At 68.3% G+C, this 20,674-nt stretch carries 17 protein-coding genes and 3 pseudogenes; 12 read left to right on the top strand and 8 right to left on the bottom strand.

The features are described from left to right. The first annotated feature begins 223 nt into the window (after positions 1–223). A complete protein-coding gene (locus tag ACYVO6_RS41280; RefSeq protein ID WP_461070671.1) occupies positions 224–1,105 on the top strand; it encodes a fructosamine kinase family protein in 882 nt (293 codons plus the stop codon). Between the two features lie 49 nt (positions 1,106–1,154). On the opposite strand, the gene ACYVO6_RS41275 is transcribed toward ACYVO6_RS41280, so the two are convergent. Next, entirely contained in the window at positions 1,155–1,577 is a 423-nt protein-coding gene (locus tag ACYVO6_RS41275; protein ID WP_461070669.1) for a PPOX class F420-dependent oxidoreductase, read from the bottom strand. A 162-nt stretch (positions 1,578–1,739) separates the two neighbouring features. On the opposite strand from ACYVO6_RS41275, the gene ACYVO6_RS41270 reads away from it, so the two are divergent. Then, positions 1,740–2,768, top strand: coding sequence for an NAD-dependent epimerase/dehydratase family protein (locus ACYVO6_RS41270; protein WP_461070667.1), 1,029 nt, complete (start codon positions 1,740–1,742; stop codon positions 2,766–2,768). A 113-nt stretch (positions 2,769–2,881) separates the two neighbouring features. Further along, positions 2,882–4,072, top strand: a complete 1,191-nt coding sequence (locus ACYVO6_RS41265; protein WP_461070665.1) for a zinc-dependent alcohol dehydrogenase — start codon at positions 2,882–2,884, stop codon at positions 4,070–4,072. A gap of 46 nt (positions 4,073–4,118) precedes the next feature. Here the strand turns inward: ACYVO6_RS41265 and ACYVO6_RS41260 are convergent, their stop codons facing one another. Together ACYVO6_RS41260 and ACYVO6_RS41255 are read right to left on the bottom strand one after the other, a co-directional pair. After that, positions 4,119–4,811, bottom strand: a complete 693-nt coding sequence (locus ACYVO6_RS41260; RefSeq protein WP_461070663.1) for an HAD family hydrolase — start codon at positions 4,809–4,811, stop codon at positions 4,119–4,121. Between the two features lie 77 nt (positions 4,812–4,888). Next, positions 4,889–5,365, bottom strand: a complete 477-nt coding sequence (locus tag ACYVO6_RS41255) for an Lrp/AsnC family transcriptional regulator (protein WP_461070661.1) — start codon at positions 5,363–5,365, stop codon at positions 4,889–4,891. A 215-nt stretch (positions 5,366–5,580) separates the two neighbouring features. On the opposite strand from ACYVO6_RS41255, the pseudogene ACYVO6_RS41250 reads away from it, so the two are divergent. From ACYVO6_RS41250 to ACYVO6_RS41235, 4 genes and pseudogenes are all read left to right on the top strand, one after another. Continuing rightward, positions 5,581–6,432, top strand: a pseudogene (locus ACYVO6_RS41250) (FUSC family protein); the annotation flags it as partial. A 199-nt stretch (positions 6,433–6,631) separates the two neighbouring features. Next, positions 6,632–8,113, top strand: a complete 1,482-nt coding sequence (locus ACYVO6_RS41245; protein WP_461070660.1) for an FUSC family protein — start codon at positions 6,632–6,634, stop codon at positions 8,111–8,113. 1 nt (position 8,114) lies between these two features. Continuing rightward, positions 8,115–8,264 (top strand): annotated as a pseudogene (locus tag ACYVO6_RS41240) (transposase); the annotation flags it as partial. An 83-nt stretch (positions 8,265–8,347) separates the two neighbouring features. Continuing rightward, a pseudogene (locus ACYVO6_RS41235) lies at positions 8,348–8,785 on the top strand (MFS transporter); the annotation flags it as partial. A gap of 366 nt (positions 8,786–9,151) precedes the next feature. Here the strand turns inward: ACYVO6_RS41235 and uidA are convergent. From uidA to ACYVO6_RS41215, 4 genes are all read right to left on the bottom strand, one after another. Continuing rightward, complete coding sequence (gene uidA, locus ACYVO6_RS41230) at positions 9,152–10,945, bottom strand: beta-glucuronidase (protein ID WP_461070658.1); 1,794 nt, start codon at positions 10,943–10,945, stop codon at positions 9,152–9,154. A 75-nt stretch (positions 10,946–11,020) separates the two neighbouring features. After that, the gene (locus tag ACYVO6_RS41225) at positions 11,021–11,920 is read right to left on the bottom strand and encodes a carbohydrate ABC transporter permease (protein ID WP_461070656.1); all 900 of its coding nucleotides are present in this window, start codon (positions 11,918–11,920) and stop codon (positions 11,021–11,023) included. Position 11,921: 1 nt separating this feature from the next. Further along, positions 11,922–12,875: a carbohydrate ABC transporter permease gene (locus ACYVO6_RS41220; RefSeq protein ID WP_461070654.1), complete on the bottom strand. Its 954-nt coding sequence runs from the start codon at positions 12,873–12,875 to the stop codon at positions 11,922–11,924. Beyond that, positions 12,872–14,164 (bottom strand): sugar ABC transporter substrate-binding protein, encoded by a 1,293-nt coding sequence (locus tag ACYVO6_RS41215; protein ID WP_461070652.1) that lies wholly within the window; start codon positions 14,162–14,164, stop codon positions 12,872–12,874. Before ACYVO6_RS41215 ends, ACYVO6_RS41220 begins: the two co-directional genes overlap by 4 nt. A 191-nt stretch (positions 14,165–14,355) precedes the next feature. Here ACYVO6_RS41215 and ACYVO6_RS41210 point away from each other — a divergent pair, with 191 nt between their 5' ends. After that, positions 14,356–14,988 (top strand): TetR/AcrR family transcriptional regulator, encoded by a 633-nt coding sequence (locus tag ACYVO6_RS41210; protein ID WP_461070650.1) that lies wholly within the window; start codon positions 14,356–14,358, stop codon positions 14,986–14,988. A gap of 441 nt (positions 14,989–15,429) precedes the next feature. Here the strand turns inward: ACYVO6_RS41210 and ACYVO6_RS41205 are convergent, their stop codons facing one another. Then, positions 15,430–16,086, bottom strand: coding sequence for a GntR family transcriptional regulator (locus ACYVO6_RS41205; RefSeq protein WP_461070648.1), 657 nt, complete (start codon positions 16,084–16,086; stop codon positions 15,430–15,432). A gap of 258 nt (positions 16,087–16,344) precedes the next feature. Here ACYVO6_RS41205 and ACYVO6_RS41200 point away from each other — a divergent pair, with 258 nt between their 5' ends. From ACYVO6_RS41200 to ACYVO6_RS41185, 4 genes are read left to right on the top strand one after another with little or no spacing between them, the layout of a single operon-like run. Then, on the top strand, positions 16,345–17,811 hold the full coding sequence (locus tag ACYVO6_RS41200) for an MFS transporter (RefSeq protein WP_461070646.1): 1,467 nt from the start codon (positions 16,345–16,347) through the stop codon (positions 17,809–17,811). 50 nt (positions 17,812–17,861) lie between these two features. Then, a complete protein-coding gene (gene leuC, locus ACYVO6_RS41195) occupies positions 17,862–19,268 on the top strand; it encodes a 3-isopropylmalate dehydratase large subunit (protein WP_461070644.1) in 1,407 nt (468 codons plus the stop codon). Then, on the top strand, positions 19,265–19,876 hold the full coding sequence (gene leuD / locus ACYVO6_RS41190) for a 3-isopropylmalate dehydratase small subunit (RefSeq protein ID WP_461070642.1): 612 nt from the start codon (positions 19,265–19,267) through the stop codon (positions 19,874–19,876). Before leuC ends, leuD begins: the two co-directional genes overlap by 4 nt. Then, the gene (locus ACYVO6_RS41185; protein ID WP_461070640.1) at positions 19,873–20,646 is read left to right on the top strand and encodes an RraA family protein; all 774 of its coding nucleotides are present in this window, start codon (positions 19,873–19,875) and stop codon (positions 20,644–20,646) included. The genes leuD and ACYVO6_RS41185 overlap by 4 nt, the downstream gene beginning before the upstream one ends. The last annotated feature ends 28 nt before the right edge of the window (positions 20,647–20,674 follow it).

Raw genomic sequence — 20,674 nt, 5'->3', positions numbered from 1 at the left:
GCCGGTGCGTCGTATGCCCGTCGCTTAGGTTCTGTCTCAGGCCACCAGGACCGTGTACCAGCAAAGGGCCGTATGCCCCGCCTGCGACGGGCTGACGCACCGGCCCACGGCCCCGACCCACCCACCGGACCCAAAGGGGCGCAGGGAACGACGCGAGCAACCACCCACAACCGACCGGCAGCCGACAACGAACCCACCCGCCCAACCGCCGGAGGCAACCCGTATGACCACCCGTCCGCAGGCCGGAAACGGCGAGGGCCCGTCCGCCGCGGCGGCCCGGCTCACCGGTCGCCCGGTCACCGGTGAGCGCCGACTGTCCGGCGCACTCGCCGAAGTCACCCTGGACGGTGGACAGTTGGTGGTGGTCAAGCGCGGTGACGCCCCGGACGCGGTACGGGCCGAGGCCGCGGGGCTGCACTGGCTGACAGACGCCGGCACGGTCCGCATCCCGGCCGTGCACGGCCACGACGGGCGCTGGCTGGTGACCGACCGCGTCCCGTCCGGGCGCCCGAGCGCGCAGGCCGCGGTCCGGTTCGGCCGCGACCTGGCCGCCCTGCACGCCACGGGCGCGCCCGAGTTCGGTGCCCCACCACCCGGCGGCCCCGAGGACGCGTACATCGGCCTCGCCCCGATGCGCAACGTCCCCGGCACCGACTGGCCACGCTGGTACGCCGAGCACCGCGTGCTGCCGTATCTGCGCCGAGCGGTCGACGACGGCACGCTGCACCGGGCCGAGGCGACCGTAGTCGAGCGCGTCTGTGAGCGACTGCCCGAACTTGCCGGCCCCGCCGAGCCGCCCGCCCGACTGCACGGCGACTTGTGGAACGGCAACGTGCTGTGGGGCGCCGACGGACACGCCTGGCTGATCGACCCGGCCGCGCACGGCGGCCACCGGGAAACCGACCTGGCCATGCTCCACCTGTTCGGCTGCCCCCATCTGGACCGAGTGCTGGACGGCTACCAGGACGCGGCGCCGCTCGCCGACGGCTGGACGGACCGCGTGGGCCTGCACCAGCTCTTCCCCCTGCTCGTACACGCCGTACTGTTCGGCCGCGGCTACGCCGAGCAGGCCCTCGCGGCGGCCAGGTCGACCCTGGCGGGGTGACCGGCCACCGCCTGCATCAGGCCGACCAGGATCATGTACGAGACCCCGGTCAGCCGGCCGCCTGGCTGCTGTCCCGGAGGTCGCCCCAGCCGTGCCAGCGGTCGATCTCGATCCAGGCACTGACCCGGGCGCGGGACCGTTGCGGATACGGGCGCCCGCCGTAGTGCCGGGACAACCGGTCGATGTCGGCCAGGCCCTCGTCGTCGTGCATCTCCATCACCCGGCCGATGAGCGTGATGTGTGTGTACCAGTTGCCCTCGTCGAGCACCGTCAGCGTGACGCGGGGATCGTTGCGCAGATGGTCGAGCCGCTTGCGGCCCTCGTCCATGTTGACCAGCACTCGCCCGTCGTCCCAGAGGTACCAGGTGGCCGTGGACACCGGCTGCCCGTCGGACCGCACTGTGGCGATGACAGCCGGGTTGGGCTTCTTCAGCATCTCGACGGCGGCCCCGGGGAGTGGCGGCTTCGACATGAGCTCTCCTCTGCTTTCTTCGGCGTAGCGATCTTCGCGTTCCTCATATGGTGCACGGCCACGTGATGCCGATCCACGGGCTGCGGCCCCACGCTGCCACCACGTTTGCCTCCCGCGCAGGGGGAACGCGTCACGGTGACGGAGCCAGGAGAGGAGCCGATCATGAGTAGTGCAGCCGGACTGCGGGTCGTCGTCACCGGTGCCACCGGGAACGTGGGCACCAGCGTGATGCGTCTTCTGAGCGAGGATCCGCAGGTGGACTCTGTACTCGGCATCGCGCGCAGGCTGCCCGACGGGCCGTCGGTGCCGTCGGCCGAGTGGGCCGCGGTGGATCTGACGGCCGAATCCGAGTTGACCAAGCGCTTCGAGGGAGCCGACGCCGTCGTCCACCTGGCCTGGAAGCTCCAGCCCGCCCGGGACCCGGCGGTCACCTGGCGCACCAATGTGCTCGGTAGCGTCAAGGTGTTCCACGCGGCGGCCGCGGCCAATGTGCCCGCGCTGGTGTACGCCTCCTCGGTGGGCGCCTACTCGCCGGGCCCGAGGGAGCGTGCCGTGGACGAGTCCTGGCCGACGCACGGCTGGCCGGAAGCGGCGTACTGCCGTGAAAAGGCCTATGTGGAGCGCGTGTTGGACACCTTCGAGTACGAGCGGCCGGAGACCCGCGTCGTCCGTATGCGGCCCGCCTTCCTCTTCAAGGAGGAGTCGGGGAGCCAGCAGCGCCGTCTGTTCGCCGGGCGCTTCAAGCCCGGTCCGCTGGCCCGGCCCGAGCTCCTTCCCGTGCTGCCCGACGTCCGCGGTCTGCGCGTACAGGCGCTGCACACCGAGGACGCGGCTCAGGCGTACCGGCTCGCCGTGACGAGCGATGTCCGTGGCGCGTTCAACCTGGCGGCCGAACCGCCGCTGGACGCCGAGGTGTTGGGTGAGCTGTTCCACTCCCGGCTGGTGCGGATGCCCCGCAAGGCGGCGCGTTCCGCGCTCGCCGCGGCCTGGGGCCTGCACCTGGTGCCCGCCTCGCCGCAGCTGTTCGACGCGGTGCTGCGGCTGCCCCTCATGGACTGCACCCGGGCCCGCCACGAACTGGGCTGGCGGCCGCAGTACACCGCGATCCAGGCGGTCGAGGAAGTCCTGCAGGGCATGCGCGAGGGCGCCGGCGAGGAGACCGCTCCGCTGGCCGGCCAGAAGGTCGGCTGACCCGGCCCGCCGGCGGGTGAGCCTCGCGAAGGCGGGTACTCGGCGAGCGCCCGGGGCGACGACGAGCAGCCCACGACCGAGCAGCCGACGAGCATCGGTGAAGGGAGCGCACGATGAGGGCCGTGACCTGGCAGGGCAAGCGCGAGGTACGGGTGGAGACCGTGCCCGTCCCGGAGATCGAGGAACCGACGGACGCGATCGTACGCATCACCTCCAGCGGACTTTGCGGTTCCGACCTGCATCTGTACGAGGTGCTCACCCCGTTCATGACACCAGGGGACATCCTCGGGCACGAGCCCATCGGCGTGGTCGAGGAGGTGGGCTCCGCGGTGAAGGGGCTGAAGCCCGGCGACCGGGTCGTCGTGCCCTTCCAGATCGCCTGCGGGCACTGCTGGATGTGCGGCGCCGGGCTGCCGACGCAGTGCGAGACCACCCAGGTGCACGACTCGGGCATGGGCGCGGCGCTGTTCGGCTACACCAGGCTGTACGGCGGCGTGCCGGGCGCCCAGGCCGAGTATCTGCGGGTCCCGCAGGCCCAGTTCGGGCCGATCAAGGTACCGGACGGGCCGCCCGACGACCGCTACGTCTATCTCTCGGACGTCCTGCCGACGGCCTGGCAGGCCGTGCAGTACGCCGACATCCCGCCCGGCGGCTCCGTCGCCGTCCTCGGCCTCGGACCGATCGGCGACATGTGCTGCAGGATCGCCCGGCTCCAGCGGGCCGAGATCGTCATGGGTGTCGACCTGGTGTCGGAGCGGCTGCGCCGGGCGCGCGAGCGGGGCGTGGAGACGTACGACCTGCGGCGGTACGAGGGACGCAAGGAACTCATCGAGGAGATCCGCGACCGGACCGACGGCCGTGGCCCCGACGCCGTGATCGACGCCGTGGGAACGGAGGCCCACGGCAGCCCCGTCGGACGGACCGCCCAGCAGATGTCCTCGATGCTGCCCCGCGCCTGGGCCGCCCGGCTCGCCGAACGGGCCGGCACCGACCGGCTGGCCGCGCTTCTCACCGCCATCGAGCTGGTGCGACGCGGCGGCACGATCTCGCTGAGCGGTGTCTACGGCGGCATGGCCTCGCCGCTGCCGCTGATGACGATGTTCGACAAGCAGATCCAGCTGCGGATGGGCCAGGCGAACGTACGGCGCTGGGTCGACGACATCCTGCCGCTGCTCACCGACGAGGACCCCCTCGGAGTCGACGGCTTCGCCACCCACCGGCTCCCGCTGGAGGAGGCCCCGCACGCTTACGAGATCTTCCAGCGCAAGCAAGAGGAAGCGGTGAAGATCCTCTTCCAGCCGTGAACCCAGCCGTGAATCAGGGAGCCGGGCGGTAGATCAGGACGGCTGATCAGGACGCCGCCGAGCGTACGAGCCAGTCGTACGCGGCGCGCGCCGTGAACTCGCTCTGGCCGTCGCGCAACAGCAACCCGGCCGTGGCGAACGCCGGGTCGTCGGCCTGCGCGGCCAGGTACGGGACCGCGATGCAGCGCATCCCGGCCGCGTGCGCCGCCGCCGCGCCCGGAGCGGCGTCCTCGAGGACCACGCAGTCCGCCGGGGCCGCGCCCAGCCGGCGTGCCGCCTCCAGGAAGACGTCGGGAGCGGGTTTGCCCCGGGCGACCTCGTCGGCCGAGACGACGGTGCGCAGCGAGGCGTCCAGGCCCGTGCCCGCCAGGATCGCCTCGATGGCCTCCCGCGTGGAACCCGAGGCTACGGCCATACGTACGCCCTCGGCGGCCAGCAGCTCGACGAACTTCCGCATCTCCGGATAGACGTGCGTGGCGGTGCGGGCCAGCGCCAGATAGCGCCGGTTCTTCTGCGCGAGCAGTACGTCCCGCGGGGCCTCGATGGCGTACCGCTCCTTCCAGAGCGCGACCGTCTCCGCGGTGCTGATGCCGACGTACCCCTCGAAGTCCGTCCAGGTGAAGTCGGTGACGCCGTGCTCGGCGAGGGTCTGCCGTCCTGCCTCGTAGTAGTTGGGCTCGCTGTCCACGAGCGTGCCGTCGAGATCGAAGATGACCGCGGTGCCGCCGAGAGAGCTCATGGCCTCCAGGATGCCAAGGGCGGGTTATCGGCTGTTGAACTGTTCTCGGCCGCCGATCGGTCTTTTGGCGTCGCCGGTCACTTCCTGGCCGCGCGTCCGACCGCCGCCACGAGCGGCAGCAGCCGGTGCGGCACGCGCTCGCGCAGCGCCACCTCCGTACGCGTGCGGACGACGCCCGGCAGGCTGATCAGCGCCTGGATCACATCCTCCAGATGGGCGTTGTCGCGCGCGACGACCCGGGTCAGCAGGTCACCACCGCCGGTGATCGAGAACGCCTCGATGATCTCCGGTACGGCGGCCAGGGCGTCGCCCACGTCGTCGAGATGGCCCTGGGTGACCTCGATGTGCACGAAGGCGAGCACGGGGTGGCCGAGCGCGGCGGGGGAGAGCGAGGGGCCCGTGCCGGTGATCACGCCGTCCCGTTCCATGCGGTCGAGCCGGGCCTGGAGCGTGCCGCGGGCGATGCCGAGGATGCGGGCGTACTCGCGCACGCTGGTGCGCGGTTGCTCCAGGAAGAGCCGCAGGATCCGGGTGTCGAGTTCGTCCACGGCCATGGTCCGTTGGCTTCCCTGTGGTCTTGGCTGATCGCTCCCGACTGTACCAATGGCCCAGCCGACCACGAGCCTGTTGAGCCACTGTCCTTCTCTTGCTTACCTTGTCGGTATACATGGCGCCGCGAAGCGCCGGACGGCAAGGAAGCCGGATCCGGACCCGCGGCGCCATTCCCATGTGAAAGAAAAGAGGGGGCGGGCTGCCGACGGTGAAGAAGATGTTCATGGCTCCGGATCCGGGCCTGGTACGGCTGCGGGTCTCGCTGCGGGCGGTGCTCGGCGTCGGCCTCGCGGTGACCGCCTGCGAACTCGCCGGGCTGTCGCTGCCCGCCTCGATCACGGGCGGGCTCGCTGCGCTTCTCGCGCTGTTCACGGTCGGCGATGCGACCGTGCGCGGCCAGGCGGTTACCACCGCTCTGCTGCCCGTCGTCGGCTTCCCCGTGCTGGCCCTCGCGACCCTGCTGCACTCGGTGCCGGCCGTGCGCGACGCGAGCTGGCTCGCCGTGGTCTTCTGCGGGGTGTACGCCCGACGCTGGGGGCCGCGTGGTCACGCGCTCGGCATCTTCGCGTTCATGACCTTCTTCATCACACAGTTCCTGCACGCCGTACCCGGTCAACTGCCGCAGCTGTACGCCGCGATGGCGCTGTCGCTGGCCGCCTCCTCGGCCGTGCGCTTCGGCGCGTGGTGCATCGAGCGACGCACCCCGCCGTCGGCGGTTCCCGCCCCGCTCGACGGCCGCGGGCTCGCCCGGCCGACCACCCGGCAGGCCTTCCAGGCCACGGCCGCCTGCGCCTTCGCGATGGCGGCGGGCCAGCTCCTGTCGCATGAGCGCTGGTACTGGGCCGTCGGCACCGCCTGGTGGATCTTCGTCAACACGGCCTCGCGTGGCGAGACGCTGGTACGCGGCTTCCGACGCCTCGTCGGCACGGTCACCGGAATCGCTGCCGGCCTGCTGATCGCCGTACCGCTGCACGGCGCCCCGACGCCCACGGCACTGATCGTCGCCGTGTGCGTGTGGGGCATCTTCTACACCGCGGCGCTCTCGTACAGCTGGATGATGTTCTTCGTAGTGTCAACCGGGCGGATCGCGGCGGTACCGGGCCAGGGGCGTGTTTACGCAGATCAGGCGCGGTTTTCTCAGTGTCGCTTGATGCGCGGGTGTGGGCATCTTCGACAGTCTGTGGGCGGACTGATGCTGACCCATTGCTGACTTTCCTGACTGTGTGTCAGTTTCGTGGGTTGATCGTTTTGGGTGTCAGGGAGATGTCGTGTTGAAGAGGGTGTTCGTTGCGCCGGATCCGGGGCGGCTGCGGTTGCGCAGTGCTGCGCGGGGTGTCCTGGGTGTCGGTCTGGCGGTGACGGTGTCGGACCTGGCCACGCAGTCGCTGCCGGCGGCGATCGCTGGTGGGCTTGCCGCGCTGCTTGCTTTGCTCACGGTGGCCGATGTGTCGGTGCGGGGGCAGGCGGTCACGACGGCGCTGTTGCCGGTGGCGGGTGTCCCGGTGCTGGCTCTCGCGGCTGTATTGCATGATTTCCCGTGGGTGCGGGACGCTGCGTTCGTCGCCGTTCTTGGTGCGGGGATTTATGCCCGCAGGTGGGGGCCGCGGGGGAACGCTCTGGGGATATTCGCGTTCATGATGTTCTTCGCCGCGCAGTTCCTGCACGCGGTGCCGGGCCGGCTTCTGGAGCTTTATGCGGCGGTGGCCCTTTCCCTGCTGGCGTCTTCGGCGGTGCGCTTTGGGCTGTGGTGCTATGAGAGGCGGCTGTCGCCTGCTGCTGTTTCGGTGGTGGCGCCGGACGGTACGGGTTTTGCCCGGGTGACCACGCGCCAGGCGATCCAGGGGATGGCGGGCGGCGCCTTTGCCCTGCTGGTGGGACAGCTGGTGTCGCACGAGCGCTGGTATTGGGCTGTGGGCGCGGTGTGGTGGATCTTCGTGAACACCGCCTCGCGCGGCGAGACTCTGGTTCGGGGCTTCCGAAGGGTCCTGGGCACCGTCATCGGTATCGCCATCGGCCTGGTTCTCGCGGTTCCGCTGGATGGAGCTGGTGCTCCGACCGCGGGGCTCGTCGCGGTCTGCGTGTTCGGCATTTTCTATGCGGCCGCGGTGTCGTATACGTGGATGATGCTGGCGGTGACGGTGATGGCGGGCCTGCTGTATGGGCTGCTGGGGGTGCTCGATCCGGGTCTGCTTGTTCTGCGTGTGATGGAGACAGGGGTGGGGGCGCTCGGCGCGGCGCTCGCTGTGCTGTTGGTGCTGCCGGTGACCACGCATGCCACCACCGATGCGTGGATCCAGCGCGCGTTGCACTGTGTCCATGCCTGCACTTCTGAGGCTGCCGCCCGCCTGGCCGGGTCCCCGGCCGCAGACCCGGCCCGGTATGTCGCTGAGCTGGAACTACTGTTGGGCCGGGTGCGGCTCTCGCTGGCCCCGCTGATACATCCGCTCACCCCGCTGCGGGCCCGCAAAGCGAGGGCCCGCCAGGTCATTGAGCTGCTTGACCAGTGCGCCCAGGAGGTGCGCGGCCTGGCATCGGTTGCTGCGGATCCTGATGCCTCCCACGACGCGAGGCTCGCTGCCGCCTGTTGGCGGGTGGAAGCGGCGGTGGAGGCACTGACCATGCCTGATGCGGTCCGGAGTGAGGTCGACGTGCCCGTTGCCGCAGTGCACCCTTCCGGTGGTGAGCTGGCTCTGGCTCATCTGCATGGTCTGGAGCAGGCGCTGAAAGCACTCGCAGTACCGTTGCGGTGACGCCGTGGCCCGTGGACGCATTGATGCCTGCCGGCTGCGGCGGGCACTGGCCGAAGTGCCACTGCCGCGGGCTGCCGACGGCCGACTGGTCCTGGCCGTCGACGTCACCTGCCGGCTGCGGCCCGACGCCAACACCTCACCGGACCAGGTCTTCGGTCTGGTCCGCGGCGTCACCTGAAGAAGATCTGTTCCCGGCGGCTCGCTGTCGAGGGTGAGGATGAGGCCGGTTTCCCGGTGGGCCTGTTGCTCGCCAACCTCGCCTTCCTGTTGAGCAGGCACACGCTCGATGACAATTGGGCCTGGCGTGTGCCGTTCCTGCTCAGTGCCGTCCTGATCGCCGTGGGCATCTTCATCCGGCTCAAGATCGACGAGTCGCCTCAGTTCGAGGAGCTCAAGGAGTCAGGCCAGGTCGTCAAGAACCGGCTGCTGGAAGTGATCAGGAAGGACTGGCGCAACGTCCTGCGCGCCTTCTGTCTGCGGATCACGGAGACCGCGGGGTACGCCGTCTCGGTCACCTTCGTCCTGTTCTACCTGGACGACGACGAAGCGCCCGACGTCTCCGGCACCACCAGTCTCACCGCCCTGGTGACCGCCGCGGTCCTCGGCGTCGCAGCGACCACGCTCTGGGCCCGCCTGTCGGACCGGGTCGGCCGCCGCCCGGTCTACCTCTTCGGCTGCGTCGTGAGCGTCCGAGGGAACGAGATGTTCGACCACGGCGAGGGGAAGCCGCCGGGCGTGGTGCCGGTGTGGCGGGTTGAACGAGCCGAAGTTGGTGGGCTGGGAAAAGCCGGGGGCTCTTCCCAGCGCCAGGAGACAGCCCAGCATCATCGATCGTTCGTCGGTGGTCGTCTCAACGCCCTTTCGTCATACGGCGGGTGGCACGGAAGGTGCCTGCCGTGGCGGTCTCGGTGGTTTTCGAAGCGAGCGCACTGTGAGCAAGGCAAAAACTGGCGGCCCGTATGGCTCGGTCGGCGACGCCTGCGACAACTGATGGAGTCGCCGATCGGAACACGACCGGCAGAGAGACCTGACGGAGTCCTACTGGTCGGCCTTCCGCCAGCGAGCGCGCAGAGTGAACGCCGCGCCCTTCGGTCGGCGTTCGCGGGTGAATACTCCCTTCTTGTTGCCGTCGACACGGAAGACACCGGGCGCCGTGGCGAAGTCGGCGAAGTTCCAGACCTGCTCGCCGACGACTGCGTCGACACGGTCGAACACCCGGTGATACACGTCGAGTAGTTCGGTCTGATACTCCTCGGTCCACGGGCTGGGTACGACGTTGCGCAGTCCGGGGTAAGCGTCCGCTCCGTACTCGGTGATGACGATGGGCTTGTCGTGCGCGGCCCACTGCCGCAGTTCCGCCTCCAACTCCGTCTCGGCCGCCGCCAGGTCGTTGGGGCCGAAGTACCAGCCGTAGTAACGGTTGAGGAGCACGACGTCGAACAGGTCGGTGACCACGCACTGGTCCGGTTTCCCCATGAGCGCGTTGACGTAGGCGACGGGCCGTGAGGGATCCAGCCGGCGTGCCTCGGCCGCCAGTGGTGCGAAGTAGTCGCGCGCCTCCGGTTGGACGTTGTCCGGCTCGTTGGCGATGGACCACAGCACGACACTCGGATGGTTCTTGTCGCGGGTCACGAGCTCCCTTACCGCCTGCAAGTGCGTCCGAAGGGTGCTCTCACCCACGGTGTCGGGCGAGAACGTGGACACCTTCCGACCGGAGCCGAAAACACCTCCCGCGATGTTCAGGTTCAGGCCGACGGCCGCCGTCTCGTCGATGACCACCACACCCTGTCGGTCCGCGTGGTCCAGGACCTCCTCGGCGTAGGGGTAGTGCGAGGTGCGGAACGAGTTCGCGCCGGTCCACTCCAGCAGGGCGAAGTCGTGCACCATCAGGATGTTGTCGTGACCCCTGCCGCGCACGGCGGCGTCCTCGTGTTTGCCGAAACCCTTGAAATAGAACGGGATTCCGTTGATCAGGAACTCCTTGCCCCGTACCTCCACAGTGCGCACGCCCACGGACTGCCGATAGCTGTCGACAAGGTCGTCGGAGTTGCTCCACAGCGTGGCCTCGAGTTCGTAGAGGTAGCCGTCGCCGGGCGCCCAGGGGTGCACGTCCGCGACCCTGAGGGTCCCCACCGCCCCGATGGCGGCATGGACCTCGGCCCCGGAGGCATCGCGCAGCGAGACCCGCACCTCGTGCTCCTCGGCCTGCGCGGTGCTGTCCACGCGGTAGGTGACGAGGCCGGTCGTGTCGTCGAAACCGGTGGTCACGGTGATGTCGGTGATGTGAACGGGGGGCGTGGTGTACAGCCACACGGGCCGGTGCAGGCCCGCGTAATTGAAGAAGTCATGGAAGTAGTGCTGCACACGGCGGCCGTCCGCGCGTTCCTCCACTCGGCCGGGTGGTATCGACTCCCAGGTCAGTTCGTTGTTGACCACGACGGTGACACGGTTTTCGGCACCCGGCCGCAAGTGCGCCGTGACGTCTGCCTCGAAGGGGGTGTAACCGCCTTCGTGCCGGACGACCTCCACATCGTTGACCCAGGCGGTCGCGCGATGCGTCGCAGCGTCGAAGCGGAGCACCGTCCGTTCCCCCGCCCACCGGGCAGGAACCCATACCTGCGTCTGGTACCAGACGTCGCCGACATGGTCACGGACGGTCGCGTCCGGGAAGATGTCGTTGTAGCTGGCGGGCACCGGGATGTCCACGGCGCCCGCGAGCTGCGAGCGCCACCAGCCCTCGGCACGGCCGATGCCCTCCGCGTCCAGGCGGAAGCTCCACAGGCCGCCCAGGGAGCGGCGTTCACGAGTGGGGCCGTCCTGAGGACGAAGCATGGTTGGTTCTCCTGTTCGTTGTGCGCGTGTCGACGCAGTGGTCGAGAAGGCAGGTCTGCGACGGTCGAAAGAGGGTTACTTGATGCCGGTGTTGGCGATGCCCTCGACGAAGTGCCGTTGCAGGGCGAGGAAGAGCAGGATGATCGGTGTGACGACTGTGACCGCCCCGGCCAGCAGCAGGCCGTAGTTGGTGCCGTTGGCTCCCACGGAGAAGAGGGCGAGAGCGACCGGCAGCGTGTAGTGGTCCTCGGTCTGTGCGATGACGAGCGGCCACAGGAAGTTGTTCCACTGCGCGAGGAAGGTGAGGATCGCCAGTGTCGCCAGCGCGGGCCGGGTCAGCGGAAGGATCACCCTGAGGAAGATCCGGGATTCGCCCGCACCGTCGAGGCGCGCCGCCTCGACGAGGGCGTCCGGGATGTCCCGGATGAACTGCCGCATGATGAACACGCCGAACGGTGTCACAAGGAAGGGCAGGATGAGCCCGAGGTAGGAGTTGCCCAGGCCCATGTTGCTGACGAGCACGAACAGTGGGACGAAGGTCGTGACGCCGGGGATGATCAGCATGGTGAGGACGAGGCCGAACAGCAGACGCTTCCCCGCGAACTCGATCTTCGCGAAGGCGTATCCGGCCATCGAGCAGAACAGCAGATTCCCCAAAACACAGGACACCGCTACGAGTGTGCTGTTCAGGAAGTACAGTCCGAAGTTCTGCTTCGACAGCAGTTGTTCGAAGTTGGCCAGGGTCGGGGACTGGGGAAGCCAGGCACTCGGGTGGGCGACGATCTCACCCGTGGGTTTCACCGAGCCTAGGAACATCCAGGCAAAGGGCGCCAGCGTCGCGAGGAGGCCCAGCACGAGGGCGCAGTAGAGAACGACACGAGTCGTAGGGACGCGCCGGGACGGACGCCGGTCACGGGAGGCCGGGTCTGTCGTTGCGGTGGTGGCCGGTCCTGTCGTTGTGGTGGTGGCGGTCATGTCAGGCCTTCGCTCGGAAGATGCGGAACTGCAGAAAGCTCAGCAGAGCGATCGCGGTGACCAGCACATAGGACGCGGCCGAGGCCAGTCCGTAATTCCCGAAGCCGAATTGCTCGTAGGCGTAGTAGCTGATCGATGTCGTGCTGTCCAAGGGGCCGCCGCTCGTCATGACGAACGGTTCCTCGAAGAACTGGAGGTAGCTGATGCTGAGCAGAACGGCGACGACCAGCGTGGTGGGCCTGAGCAGCGGCAGGGTCACGCTGCGGAAGGCGCGCCAGCGGGACGCGCCGTCAACAACGGCCGCCTCGTGTACTTCGGGAGGTATCGACTGCAGGCCCGCCAGGAAGATCACCATGGGGATGCCGAAGTGCCGCCAGACCGCCATGAGGATGAGGGCGGGCATGGACCAGTTCGGATCGTTCAGCCAGTCCGGACCCGAGATCCCCACGACGGACAGGACTGAGTTGATCATCCCGTCCGGCTTGTAGAGGTACCTCCATACGACCGCTATCGCCACAATGCTCGTCACGACCGGGGCGAAGTAGGCGACCCGGAAGAAGCCCTTCGCGCGCTGGATCCCGGAGTTGAGTGCGACGGCAATCGCGAGGGAGATCACCATCGTCAGAGGGATGCCCACGGCGACGAAATAGAGCGTGTTCAGAGCGGCGCGGACGAAGGTGGGATCGGCGAACAGCGCGGTGTAGTTCTCCAGGCCGACGAAGTTGACGCTGAAGGGCGTCGCCACGTCCCTGCTGGTGATGTCGGTGACGCTCATCGACAGGGACGAGAAGACCGGCCAGACGCCGAACGTGGCGAACAGCAGGACGAAGGGCGAGCAGAAGGCCCAGGCGACCAGTGTGCGCCGCAGGCGTCGGGAACCGCCCCTCGACCGCTGAGTGCTCTGCTTGGTGGAGGACCTCTCACGTGTGGGTTCCACGGAGGTGGTCGTGGTCATCGGGACTGTCCCGTTCCGATCGAGGACGCCTTCGCCTGGACCCGTTCCAGAGCGTCCTTCGGCGACGAGACACCCTTGGCCACCTTCTCGATCTCGGCATCGAGGACCGCCGTGACCTGCTTCCAGGTGGTGACGCTCGGGCCGGGCAGCGCGGTCTCCAACTGGGACTCGAAGACGGACAGCACCGGGTCCGACTTGAGCTTCCCCTCACTCCAGGCCGACTGCACGGCGGGCAGGTCTCCGGACAGTTCGTACCAGTCCTGCTGGACGTCGGGCCCGGAGAGCCACCGGATGAACTTCCAGGCACCGTCGCGGTTCTTCGCGTCCTTGAAGACCGTCCAGTGCCCACCCCCGATGTAGCTGGCGTTGGACTTCGGCCCCTTCGGGAGCGGGGCGATCCCCACCTTGTCCTTGACGAAGTCCGCTCCGCCCGCCTCCTTCAGCAGTGCCGTCTCCCAGGGGCCGGAGATGAGTGCGGCGGTGGAACCGTCGACGAACTGCGGCTCGATCTCCCCGAGGGCCACCGCCCCGTTGCGGGTCGAGGTCTTCGACGTGAAGAACGACTGGTAGAACTCCAGTCCCTTGAGCGCCTCGGGAGTGTCGAAGGTGAATTCGGTGCCGCTCTTGTTCATGAGATCCGCGCCGGCCTGCCACATGAAGGGCAGGACGCCCTGCCAGCTCGCCGCCACGCCGGTGGGCAGCGACAGGCCCCACTTCGAGCCTTCCTTCTGGAGGGCCTTGAGGAATGGGAGGTACTCCTGCCAGGTCTTCGGCGCGGACACTCCGGCAGCCTGTGCTAGGTCCTTGCGGTAGAAGAGGGAGCGTGTCTCCACATACCAGGGGACGCCGTACGTGCCTCCCTCGAAGGTGGTGCTCCGGGCGGCGCCGCTGTAGAAGGACGAGGTGTCGACGAGGCCGGCCGGTACCTGCTCGAGTCCGCCCGTCGAGGCGAAGTTCGTCAGGTCGGCGGCTCCGACGAGGGTGGCGTCCGGTGTGTCCTTGGAGGCGATCGCCGTTTCGACCTTCTTGGCGTAGTCCTGCCACGGGATGGCCGTGACCTTCACCTTCGCGTCCGGGTTGGCCTTCCGGAAGCGCGCGGCCAGCTCGGGCAGGTGCTCACCCTCGGTGCCCATGGCCCACACGTTGATCTCGCCCTTGGCCGGTGAGGTGTCGACGGGAGCGCTGGTGGCGCCCCCACTTCCTTGCGTATCGGACCGGCCGCAACCGATCAGGAGCAGTGCGGCGGTCAGTCCGCCGATGAGTGCTTTCGAGACATGTGAGGTGAACATCGTTGTCCGTCTCCTCTCCACCCGGTGGATGCGTGAGCGGCTCTACCGCACGCCGTGGTGTGGGTGAGCGAGACCGTACAGCGAAAACCGAACAGGTGCCATAGTTTCAGCAAGGGCAATGGTGGCGGACGGGTGGCCGGACACTGTTGCGCACCGCCACCCGGGTTCGGGGGCATGCTTAGGCTTGGGGCATGACCGAAGAGACGACGGCCCGTCCGGCCACCCGCCGAGGCCCCTACGCCAAGAGCGCACAGCGCAGGGCCGAGATCGTCGCTTCAGCGACTGCCGTGTTCGCGGCGCGCGGCTACCGCGGAGGGTCCCTGAGGGAGATCGCCAAACAGCTCGGCATGAGCCTGACCAGCGTCGTGCACCACTTCCCCAGCAAGAGCGCGCTCCTTGTGGCCGTCCTCGAGAACGCCGACTCCGCGAGCGGCGACTCCTTCGAGTCGGACAGCCGGGACAAGGGTGTGGCCTACGCGGTACTGCGGTATGTGCGCCGCAATCTGGAACGACAGGAGATGCTGCGGCTCCTCGCCCTGATGGCCGCGGAGGCGTCGGCTCCCGATCATCCGGCGCACGAGTGGTTCCGTGACAGGTACGAGCAGGTCGTCACCTTTCTCGCGACCGCGGTACGCAGGGACCAGGACGAGGGTCGTATCTCGAACAGGAGGCATCCCGAGCTGATCGCGGCGGCCCTTGTCGCGATGTGGGACGGGCTCCAGCTCCAGTGGCTCATCGACCCGCGGCGTGATCTCATAGCCGGGATATCGGCCGGGTTGGAGGATCTGTTGGGTGATCCTTCCGTCGGCAGCCGGCACCCGTAGCAGCACCTGGCGCCCTCCTGACCGGACATCACTGGCGGCGCCCGCCCGGGCTTCCGGCCTGCCGGGTGCGGAAATGCGACGCAAGCCGCTCACTGCCTTGCTCAAGTGCGCCCGGCCCTGTCCACCTCGGCTCCCCACTCGGATGTGTACTGGTTGGCTTCGGTCTCCAACGTGGCGGCGATCGGTGCTCGAGTGGTCTTTCCGTATCTCTCAGGGCCTCTCAGGCAGGCTGCGAAGTTGTCATGTCCTGCGCGCCGATGACGGAGAGCAGGCTCAGCTGGGCCGCGCCCTCGGTGCCGGGTGCGGAGATTCGCTCGTCGTGACGACGTCGGTACATCTCCCGAGAACGCGCGGTTGGCTGACGCGGTGAGCACACCGCTCTGTTCGATCCGCACTGCGCAGGTTCAAACCCCCGGGATGATGCGGGCATCCGCAGGTCGATCAGATGGTGGTCAGACCTTGGAGTTTCTGCCGCAGTGATTCCTGGGAGTGCCGATCCATGATCTCGTAGGCCTGCTCGATGTCGAGGCGTCTCATGGCTGCCACAAGGTCCCGATGGTCCTTGATCTCGGCTTCCTCCGTGAGCCTGTTGCGGAGGCTGGGCACGAGATAGTGCATTCGGCGGACCTCGTCGCCCAGGTTGACCATCATGCGTTCGGCGCGCCGGTTTCCGGAGAGTGTGGCGATGTCGACGTGGAAGGCCGTCGCCGCGTTCAGCGCGGCCTCCGTGTCGGTCGCCGCCTCTTGGTCGTCGATGTGACGCTCCAGGGCGTCGAGTTGCTCGGGAGTGCTGCGCTTGGCGGCCTCGACCGCCAGCGTCGGCTCGATCATCTGGCGTAGGGCGAAGACCTCACGCACGTCCTCGAACCGAAGAGAGCGCACCAGGTAGCCCTTGCGGGGCAGGACCATGACCCAGCCCTCGTGGGCGAGAAGCCGCAGTGCCTCCCGGATGGGCGTCTTGGAGACCCCGTACTCCTCGGCGAGCTCCTGCTCGATGAGCAGACTCTCCGGACGTCGGCGGGCCTTGAGGATGTCCTCCTTGAGGAGGGCATGCGTCCGCTCGGTCAATGACAGGCGCATGTCGCGCGCCGAAGCCATGGAAGACCCTGTGTCTCTGCTGCTCACTGATGTGTGCCTCGCCTCTCGCCCGACGAGCCGACAGATCCTGCCGAGCTGAAAAATACCACGTCCTTGACAGTGATTCAGCCCACCAGCATACTCGGCGAACATCTAGAGAGTATCTCAGATATATCAGGCTCTTCAGCTGGCCTTTCGGGTGAGAAGCAGTGGTCGCGTGCCCAGCTACTCCGCAGCGGACGAGCCACGTGCATCACTCTGCGGAAGGGACGCCGCACGATGGCAAATCCGACACTCGACCTGTCTCGTTCCGGGCCGCTCCAGATCGCCGCGAGGCTCGATCGCCTCCCGGTGTCCCGATGGCACTGGAAGCTAGTTCTGCTGGTGGGCCTGGCGGCCTTCTTCGATTCCTACGAGATCTACATGAGCGGTGTCCTCGGCAGTGTGCTGGAGGAGCCGTGGCACCTGACCTCGTTCACCAAACCCCTGCTCGTGGGGGCACCGTTCTTCGGGATGATCTTCGGTGCGATCTTCCTCGGGATGGCCAGCGACCGCTTCGGGCGGCGGCAGATGTTCACCTACAACCTCGCCGCGTACTCGCTGCTCGCGCTCGCCTCGGCCTTCGCGGTCAACATCGAGATGCTCGTAGCTCTGCGTGTCGTCTCCGGCGTGTTCCTCGCCGCGGAGCTCATCCTCCTCGACACGTACCTGAGCGAGTTCCTGCCGGGAAAGGCCCGCGGTCGCCTGATCGCGGTCGCCTACGCGATCGGCTTCCTCGCCGCCCCGGTCGTCGCGGGCTTCGGCGGCCTGCTCATCGTCAAGGTCCATTTCCTGATGGACGGCTGGCGCTGGATGCTGGTCGGCGGTGGCATGGGAGGACTGCTGGTGTTCTGGCTGCGCCGCAACCTCCCCGAGTCCCCCCGGTGGCTCGCCGAGCGCAACCGCCCACAGGAAGCGGAGGCGATCGTCGCCGAGGTGGAGCGGACGGTGGAGTCGCAGACCGGCCGCAAGCTGCCCGAAGTCCAGGGCGTCGTCTACCGGCCGGTGAAGAAGATCCCGTTCAGCGCGATGTTCCGCCCGCCGTACGTGAGGCGCACCGTGATGATGTGGATCTTCCAGATCACCCAGACCGTGGGCCAGTACGGCTTCGCGTCGCTGGCGACCCTGATCCTGGTGAGCAAGGGATACGACATCCCGGACTCGCTGCTCTTCACGGCGCTGTCGTTCATCGGCGCACCGGTCGGTGCCCTGCTCGCGGTGCCGTTGGTCGAGCGCGTGGAAAGAAAGTTCCTGGTGATCGGCGGGCTTTCGCTCATCGGTGTGGCCGGCATCGTCTTCGGCAACTCGACCAACAGCGCGGTCATCGTCATTGCCGGCGTGACGATCACCATCTGCAACAGCGTCGTCTCGAGCGCGTGGCACGTCTACCAGGCCGAACTGTTCCCCACGCAGGTGCGCAGCACCGCCGGCGGGGTGGCGTACTCGTTCTCGCGGCTCACGGCGGGACTGCTTCCGTTCGGTGCGTTGGCCATCCTCGACCGCTTCGGGCCCGTCGAGGTCTTTGCGGCGGCCGCCGTGATCATCACGATCACGTGCCTCGATCTGGCGATTCTGGGTCCGCGAACGAACGGCCTGAGCTTGGAGGACGTGACGGGGAGCGGAGAGGGGACGTCGGCCGATCCCGTACCGCAGCCCGCGGCCGATGTGGCCCGCGCCGGAATCGATGTGGCTCCCGACCGGTCCTGACGCGGCTGTGGCATCCGGGCTCCGGGCTCACATGAAAGGACTGACGGCAGATGGCCCAAACGGCGGCCGACAAGATCTGGAACGCGCACATCGTCCGGTCGAACGATGACGGACAGGATCTCGTCTACATCGATCTCCACCTCCTGCACGAGGCCAACACGCCACAGGCGTTCGCCGGACTGCGAGAGCAGAACCGCAGGGTCCGCCGACCTGAACTCACCCTCGGCACCGAAGACCACGTCACACCCACGGTCGGCGGCCCGGACATCTCCGGCGGTGTCGCCGAGAGGTACCTGACCCATATGCGGCGCAACTGCCATGACTTCGGCATCGAGTTGTTCAGCCTCGGTCACGAATCCCGGGGCATCGCCCATGTGATCGGACCGGAGCTGGGACTTTCCCAGCCGGGGACGACGATTGTCTGCTGCGACTCGCACACCACGACGCACGGGGCCATGGGCGCGCTGGCCTTCGGAATCGGGACGAGTCAGGTGGAGCACGTACTGGCGACGCAGACGCTGCCGATGCGGCGGATGAAGAACATGCGGGTCACCGTCGACGGCGTGCTGCCGACCGGCGTGAGCGCCAAGGACCTCGTACTGGCCATGATCCGCCGGATCGGCACAGCCGGAGGCCAGGGGCACGTCATCGAGTACCAGGGACAGGCCATCCGGTCGATGTCCATGGAGGCCCGGATGACCCTGTGCAACATGAGCATCGAGGCCGGCGCACGGGCCGGGCTCGTGACAGCGGACGACGTGACCTTCGAGTACCTCCGCGGCCGGCCGCACGTTCCCCAGGGGGCCGCCTTCGACGAGGAGGTGGAGTACTGGAAGACGTTCGTCAGCGACGAGGACGCGGTCTTCGACAAGGAGGTCCGTCTCGATGCCTCCGCGCTCTCGCCGCACGTGACCTGGGGTACGAACCCGTCCCAGACCGTGGGGTTGGCCGAGGTCGTTCCCTCGCCGTCGGAGTTCGCCGATCCGGTCGAGCGGCTCGCCGCGGAGCGGGCGGTCGCCTACATGGACCTGACGCCCGGGACACCGATGAAGACGGTGCCGATCGACGCGGTGTTCATCGGGTCGTGCACCAACGGCCGCATCGAAGACCTCAGGAAGGTCGCCGAGGTCTGGAAAGGCCGGCGGGTCGCTCCGGACGTTCAGGTCTATCTGGTACCCGGCTCGGAGGGCGTGCGTCGCCAGGCGGTCGAGGAGGGACTCGACCGCACGTTCGAGGCGGCGGGCGTCCAGCTGCGCAGCCCGGGCTGCTCGATGTGCGTGTCCGTCAACGGTGAACGCCTCGCCGCCGGGCAACGCACGGCATCGACGAATAACCGGAACTTCGAGGGACGTCAGGGGCCAGGTGTGCGCACGCACGTCGTCTCGCCCTCCGTGGCGGCGGCCAGCGCCGTACTGGGCCGCCTCGCCGAACCGAATGACTTGGAGGACCGGACATGAAGCCGCTGCGCACCCATGTCGGCACGGCTGTGCCTCTTCGCAGATCCAACGTCGACACCGACCAGATCTACCCCGCGCAACTCGCGCTCAACGGCAGCCTGACGAGGACCGGGCACGCCGCGGCCCTCATGGGCGAGTGGCGCAAGGAGCCGGACTTCGTGCTCAACAGGCCCGAGTACGAGGGTGCCTCGATCCTCGTCGCCGGTCCGGACTTCGGGACCGGCTCATCCCGTGAGTGGGCCGTATGGGCCCTGGTCGACTACGGCTTCCGCGTCATCCTGTCCCCGCGCTTCGGCGACATCTTCCGCGGGAACGCCGCCAACAACGGGCTGGTCGCAGCCACCCTGCCCGAGCCCGCGATCGAAGCACTGTGGGAGCAGGCGGAGGCCGAGCCGCAGATCCCCCTGACCGTCGACCTCGAAGGCCGGACCGTCTCCGCCAACGACCACCGATTCGCGTTCGAGTACCCGGACGACTTCCGATGGCGTGTCATGAACGGCGTCGACGAGATCGAGCTGACGCTGCGGCACAGCGACGACATCACCGCGTACGAAGCTCGCCGCCGCCCTTCGCTGCCGAAGGCCCGCGGACCGGAGGCCGTGGCATGACCGCCGTTCCCGACATCGTTCGCCGCAGACTGACCGGGCGAGTGCCCGACGACCGGATCAGGACGGTGGACGTACCGCGACACGACACCGCCGAAGCCGCGAAGCTCCTGGACCTCCCGGACCTGGCCTCGGCCGTGGCCGACGCCCTCGACGAGCTCGGCGTCGGTGCCGTGCTGACCACCGACGCGCTGGCGCCGCTGGCACCGGACATGCGGGTCTGCGGTCCCGCCGTCACCCTGCGGTACATCCGGGTGAACGCCGATCCCGCGGTCGTCCGGTCCGCCGGGAGCCGACTGGTCGTCGGCGACCGTGACCTTTACGGAGTGGCCCGTCCCGGGGATGTGGCGGTCGTCGACTGCGGCGGCAACCGTGACTGGGCACTCCTGGGCGGGCTCTCGGCCCAGTGGGCGCTGAAGGCCGGTCTGGCCGGCTGCCTCGTCGACGGAGCCGTTCGTGACTCCGCGACGATCGTCGGCACCGGTCTGCCGGTCTGGAGCGCGAACCGGTCCCCACGGGCGGCCCGCCACCGCGTGGACGCCGTGTCGATCAACGACGTGGTGAGCGTGGCCGGTGCGTCCGTCCGGCCCGGCGACTACATCGTCGCGGACGCCGACGGAGTCTGCGTGGTGCCGTTCGAGCACCTGCCGGCCGTCGCCGATGCCTGCGTCACCGCTCAGGCCGCGGAGGACGCTCTCGTCGACGTGATCCGCTCCAGCGCCGGCCTCGAAGAACTCGTACGGCGCACCAGCACCCGGCACACCCCCGAATGACCCCGCCCCCCAGCCTCGAAGGTGATCC

This window comes from Streptomyces pseudoechinosporeus (assembly GCF_054783935.1).
The sequence above is the reverse complement of the archived record's forward strand: the minus strand, read 5'-3'. Positions and strand labels throughout refer to the sequence as shown.

Coding starts and splice junctions, on each gene's coding strand:
- ACYVO6_RS41280 (WP_461070671.1), top strand. CDS start 224: ATGACCACCCGTCCGCAGGCCGGAAACGGCGAGGGCCCGTCCGCCGCG.
- ACYVO6_RS41275 (WP_461070669.1), bottom strand. CDS start 1,577: ATGTCGAAGCCGCCACTCCCCGGGGCCGCCGTCGAGATGCTGAAGAAG.
- ACYVO6_RS41270 (WP_461070667.1), top strand. CDS start 1,740: ATGAGTAGTGCAGCCGGACTGCGGGTCGTCGTCACCGGTGCCACCGGG.
- ACYVO6_RS41265 (WP_461070665.1), top strand. CDS start 2,882: ATGAGGGCCGTGACCTGGCAGGGCAAGCGCGAGGTACGGGTGGAGACC.
- ACYVO6_RS41260 (WP_461070663.1), bottom strand. CDS start 4,811: ATGAGCTCTCTCGGCGGCACCGCGGTCATCTTCGATCTCGACGGCACG.
- ACYVO6_RS41255 (WP_461070661.1), bottom strand. CDS start 5,365: ATGGCCGTGGACGAACTCGACACCCGGATCCTGCGGCTCTTCCTGGAG.
- uidA (WP_461070658.1), bottom strand. CDS start 10,945: ATGCTTCGTCCTCAGGACGGCCCCACTCGTGAACGCCGCTCCCTGGGC.
- ACYVO6_RS41225 (WP_461070656.1), bottom strand. CDS start 11,920: ATGACCGCCACCACCACAACGACAGGACCGGCCACCACCGCAACGACA.
- ACYVO6_RS41220 (WP_461070654.1), bottom strand. CDS start 12,875: ATGACCACGACCACCTCCGTGGAACCCACACGTGAGAGGTCCTCCACC.
- ACYVO6_RS41215 (WP_461070652.1), bottom strand. CDS start 14,164: ATGTTCACCTCACATGTCTCGAAAGCACTCATCGGCGGACTGACCGCC.
- ACYVO6_RS41210 (WP_461070650.1), top strand. CDS start 14,356: ATGACCGAAGAGACGACGGCCCGTCCGGCCACCCGCCGAGGCCCCTAC.
- ACYVO6_RS41205 (WP_461070648.1), bottom strand. CDS start 16,086: ATGGCTTCGGCGCGCGACATGCGCCTGTCATTGACCGAGCGGACGCAT.
- ACYVO6_RS41200 (WP_461070646.1), top strand. CDS start 16,345: ATGGCAAATCCGACACTCGACCTGTCTCGTTCCGGGCCGCTCCAGATC.
- leuC (WP_461070644.1), top strand. CDS start 17,862: ATGGCCCAAACGGCGGCCGACAAGATCTGGAACGCGCACATCGTCCGG.
- leuD (WP_461070642.1), top strand. CDS start 19,265: ATGAAGCCGCTGCGCACCCATGTCGGCACGGCTGTGCCTCTTCGCAGA.
- ACYVO6_RS41185 (WP_461070640.1), top strand. CDS start 19,873: ATGACCGCCGTTCCCGACATCGTTCGCCGCAGACTGACCGGGCGAGTG.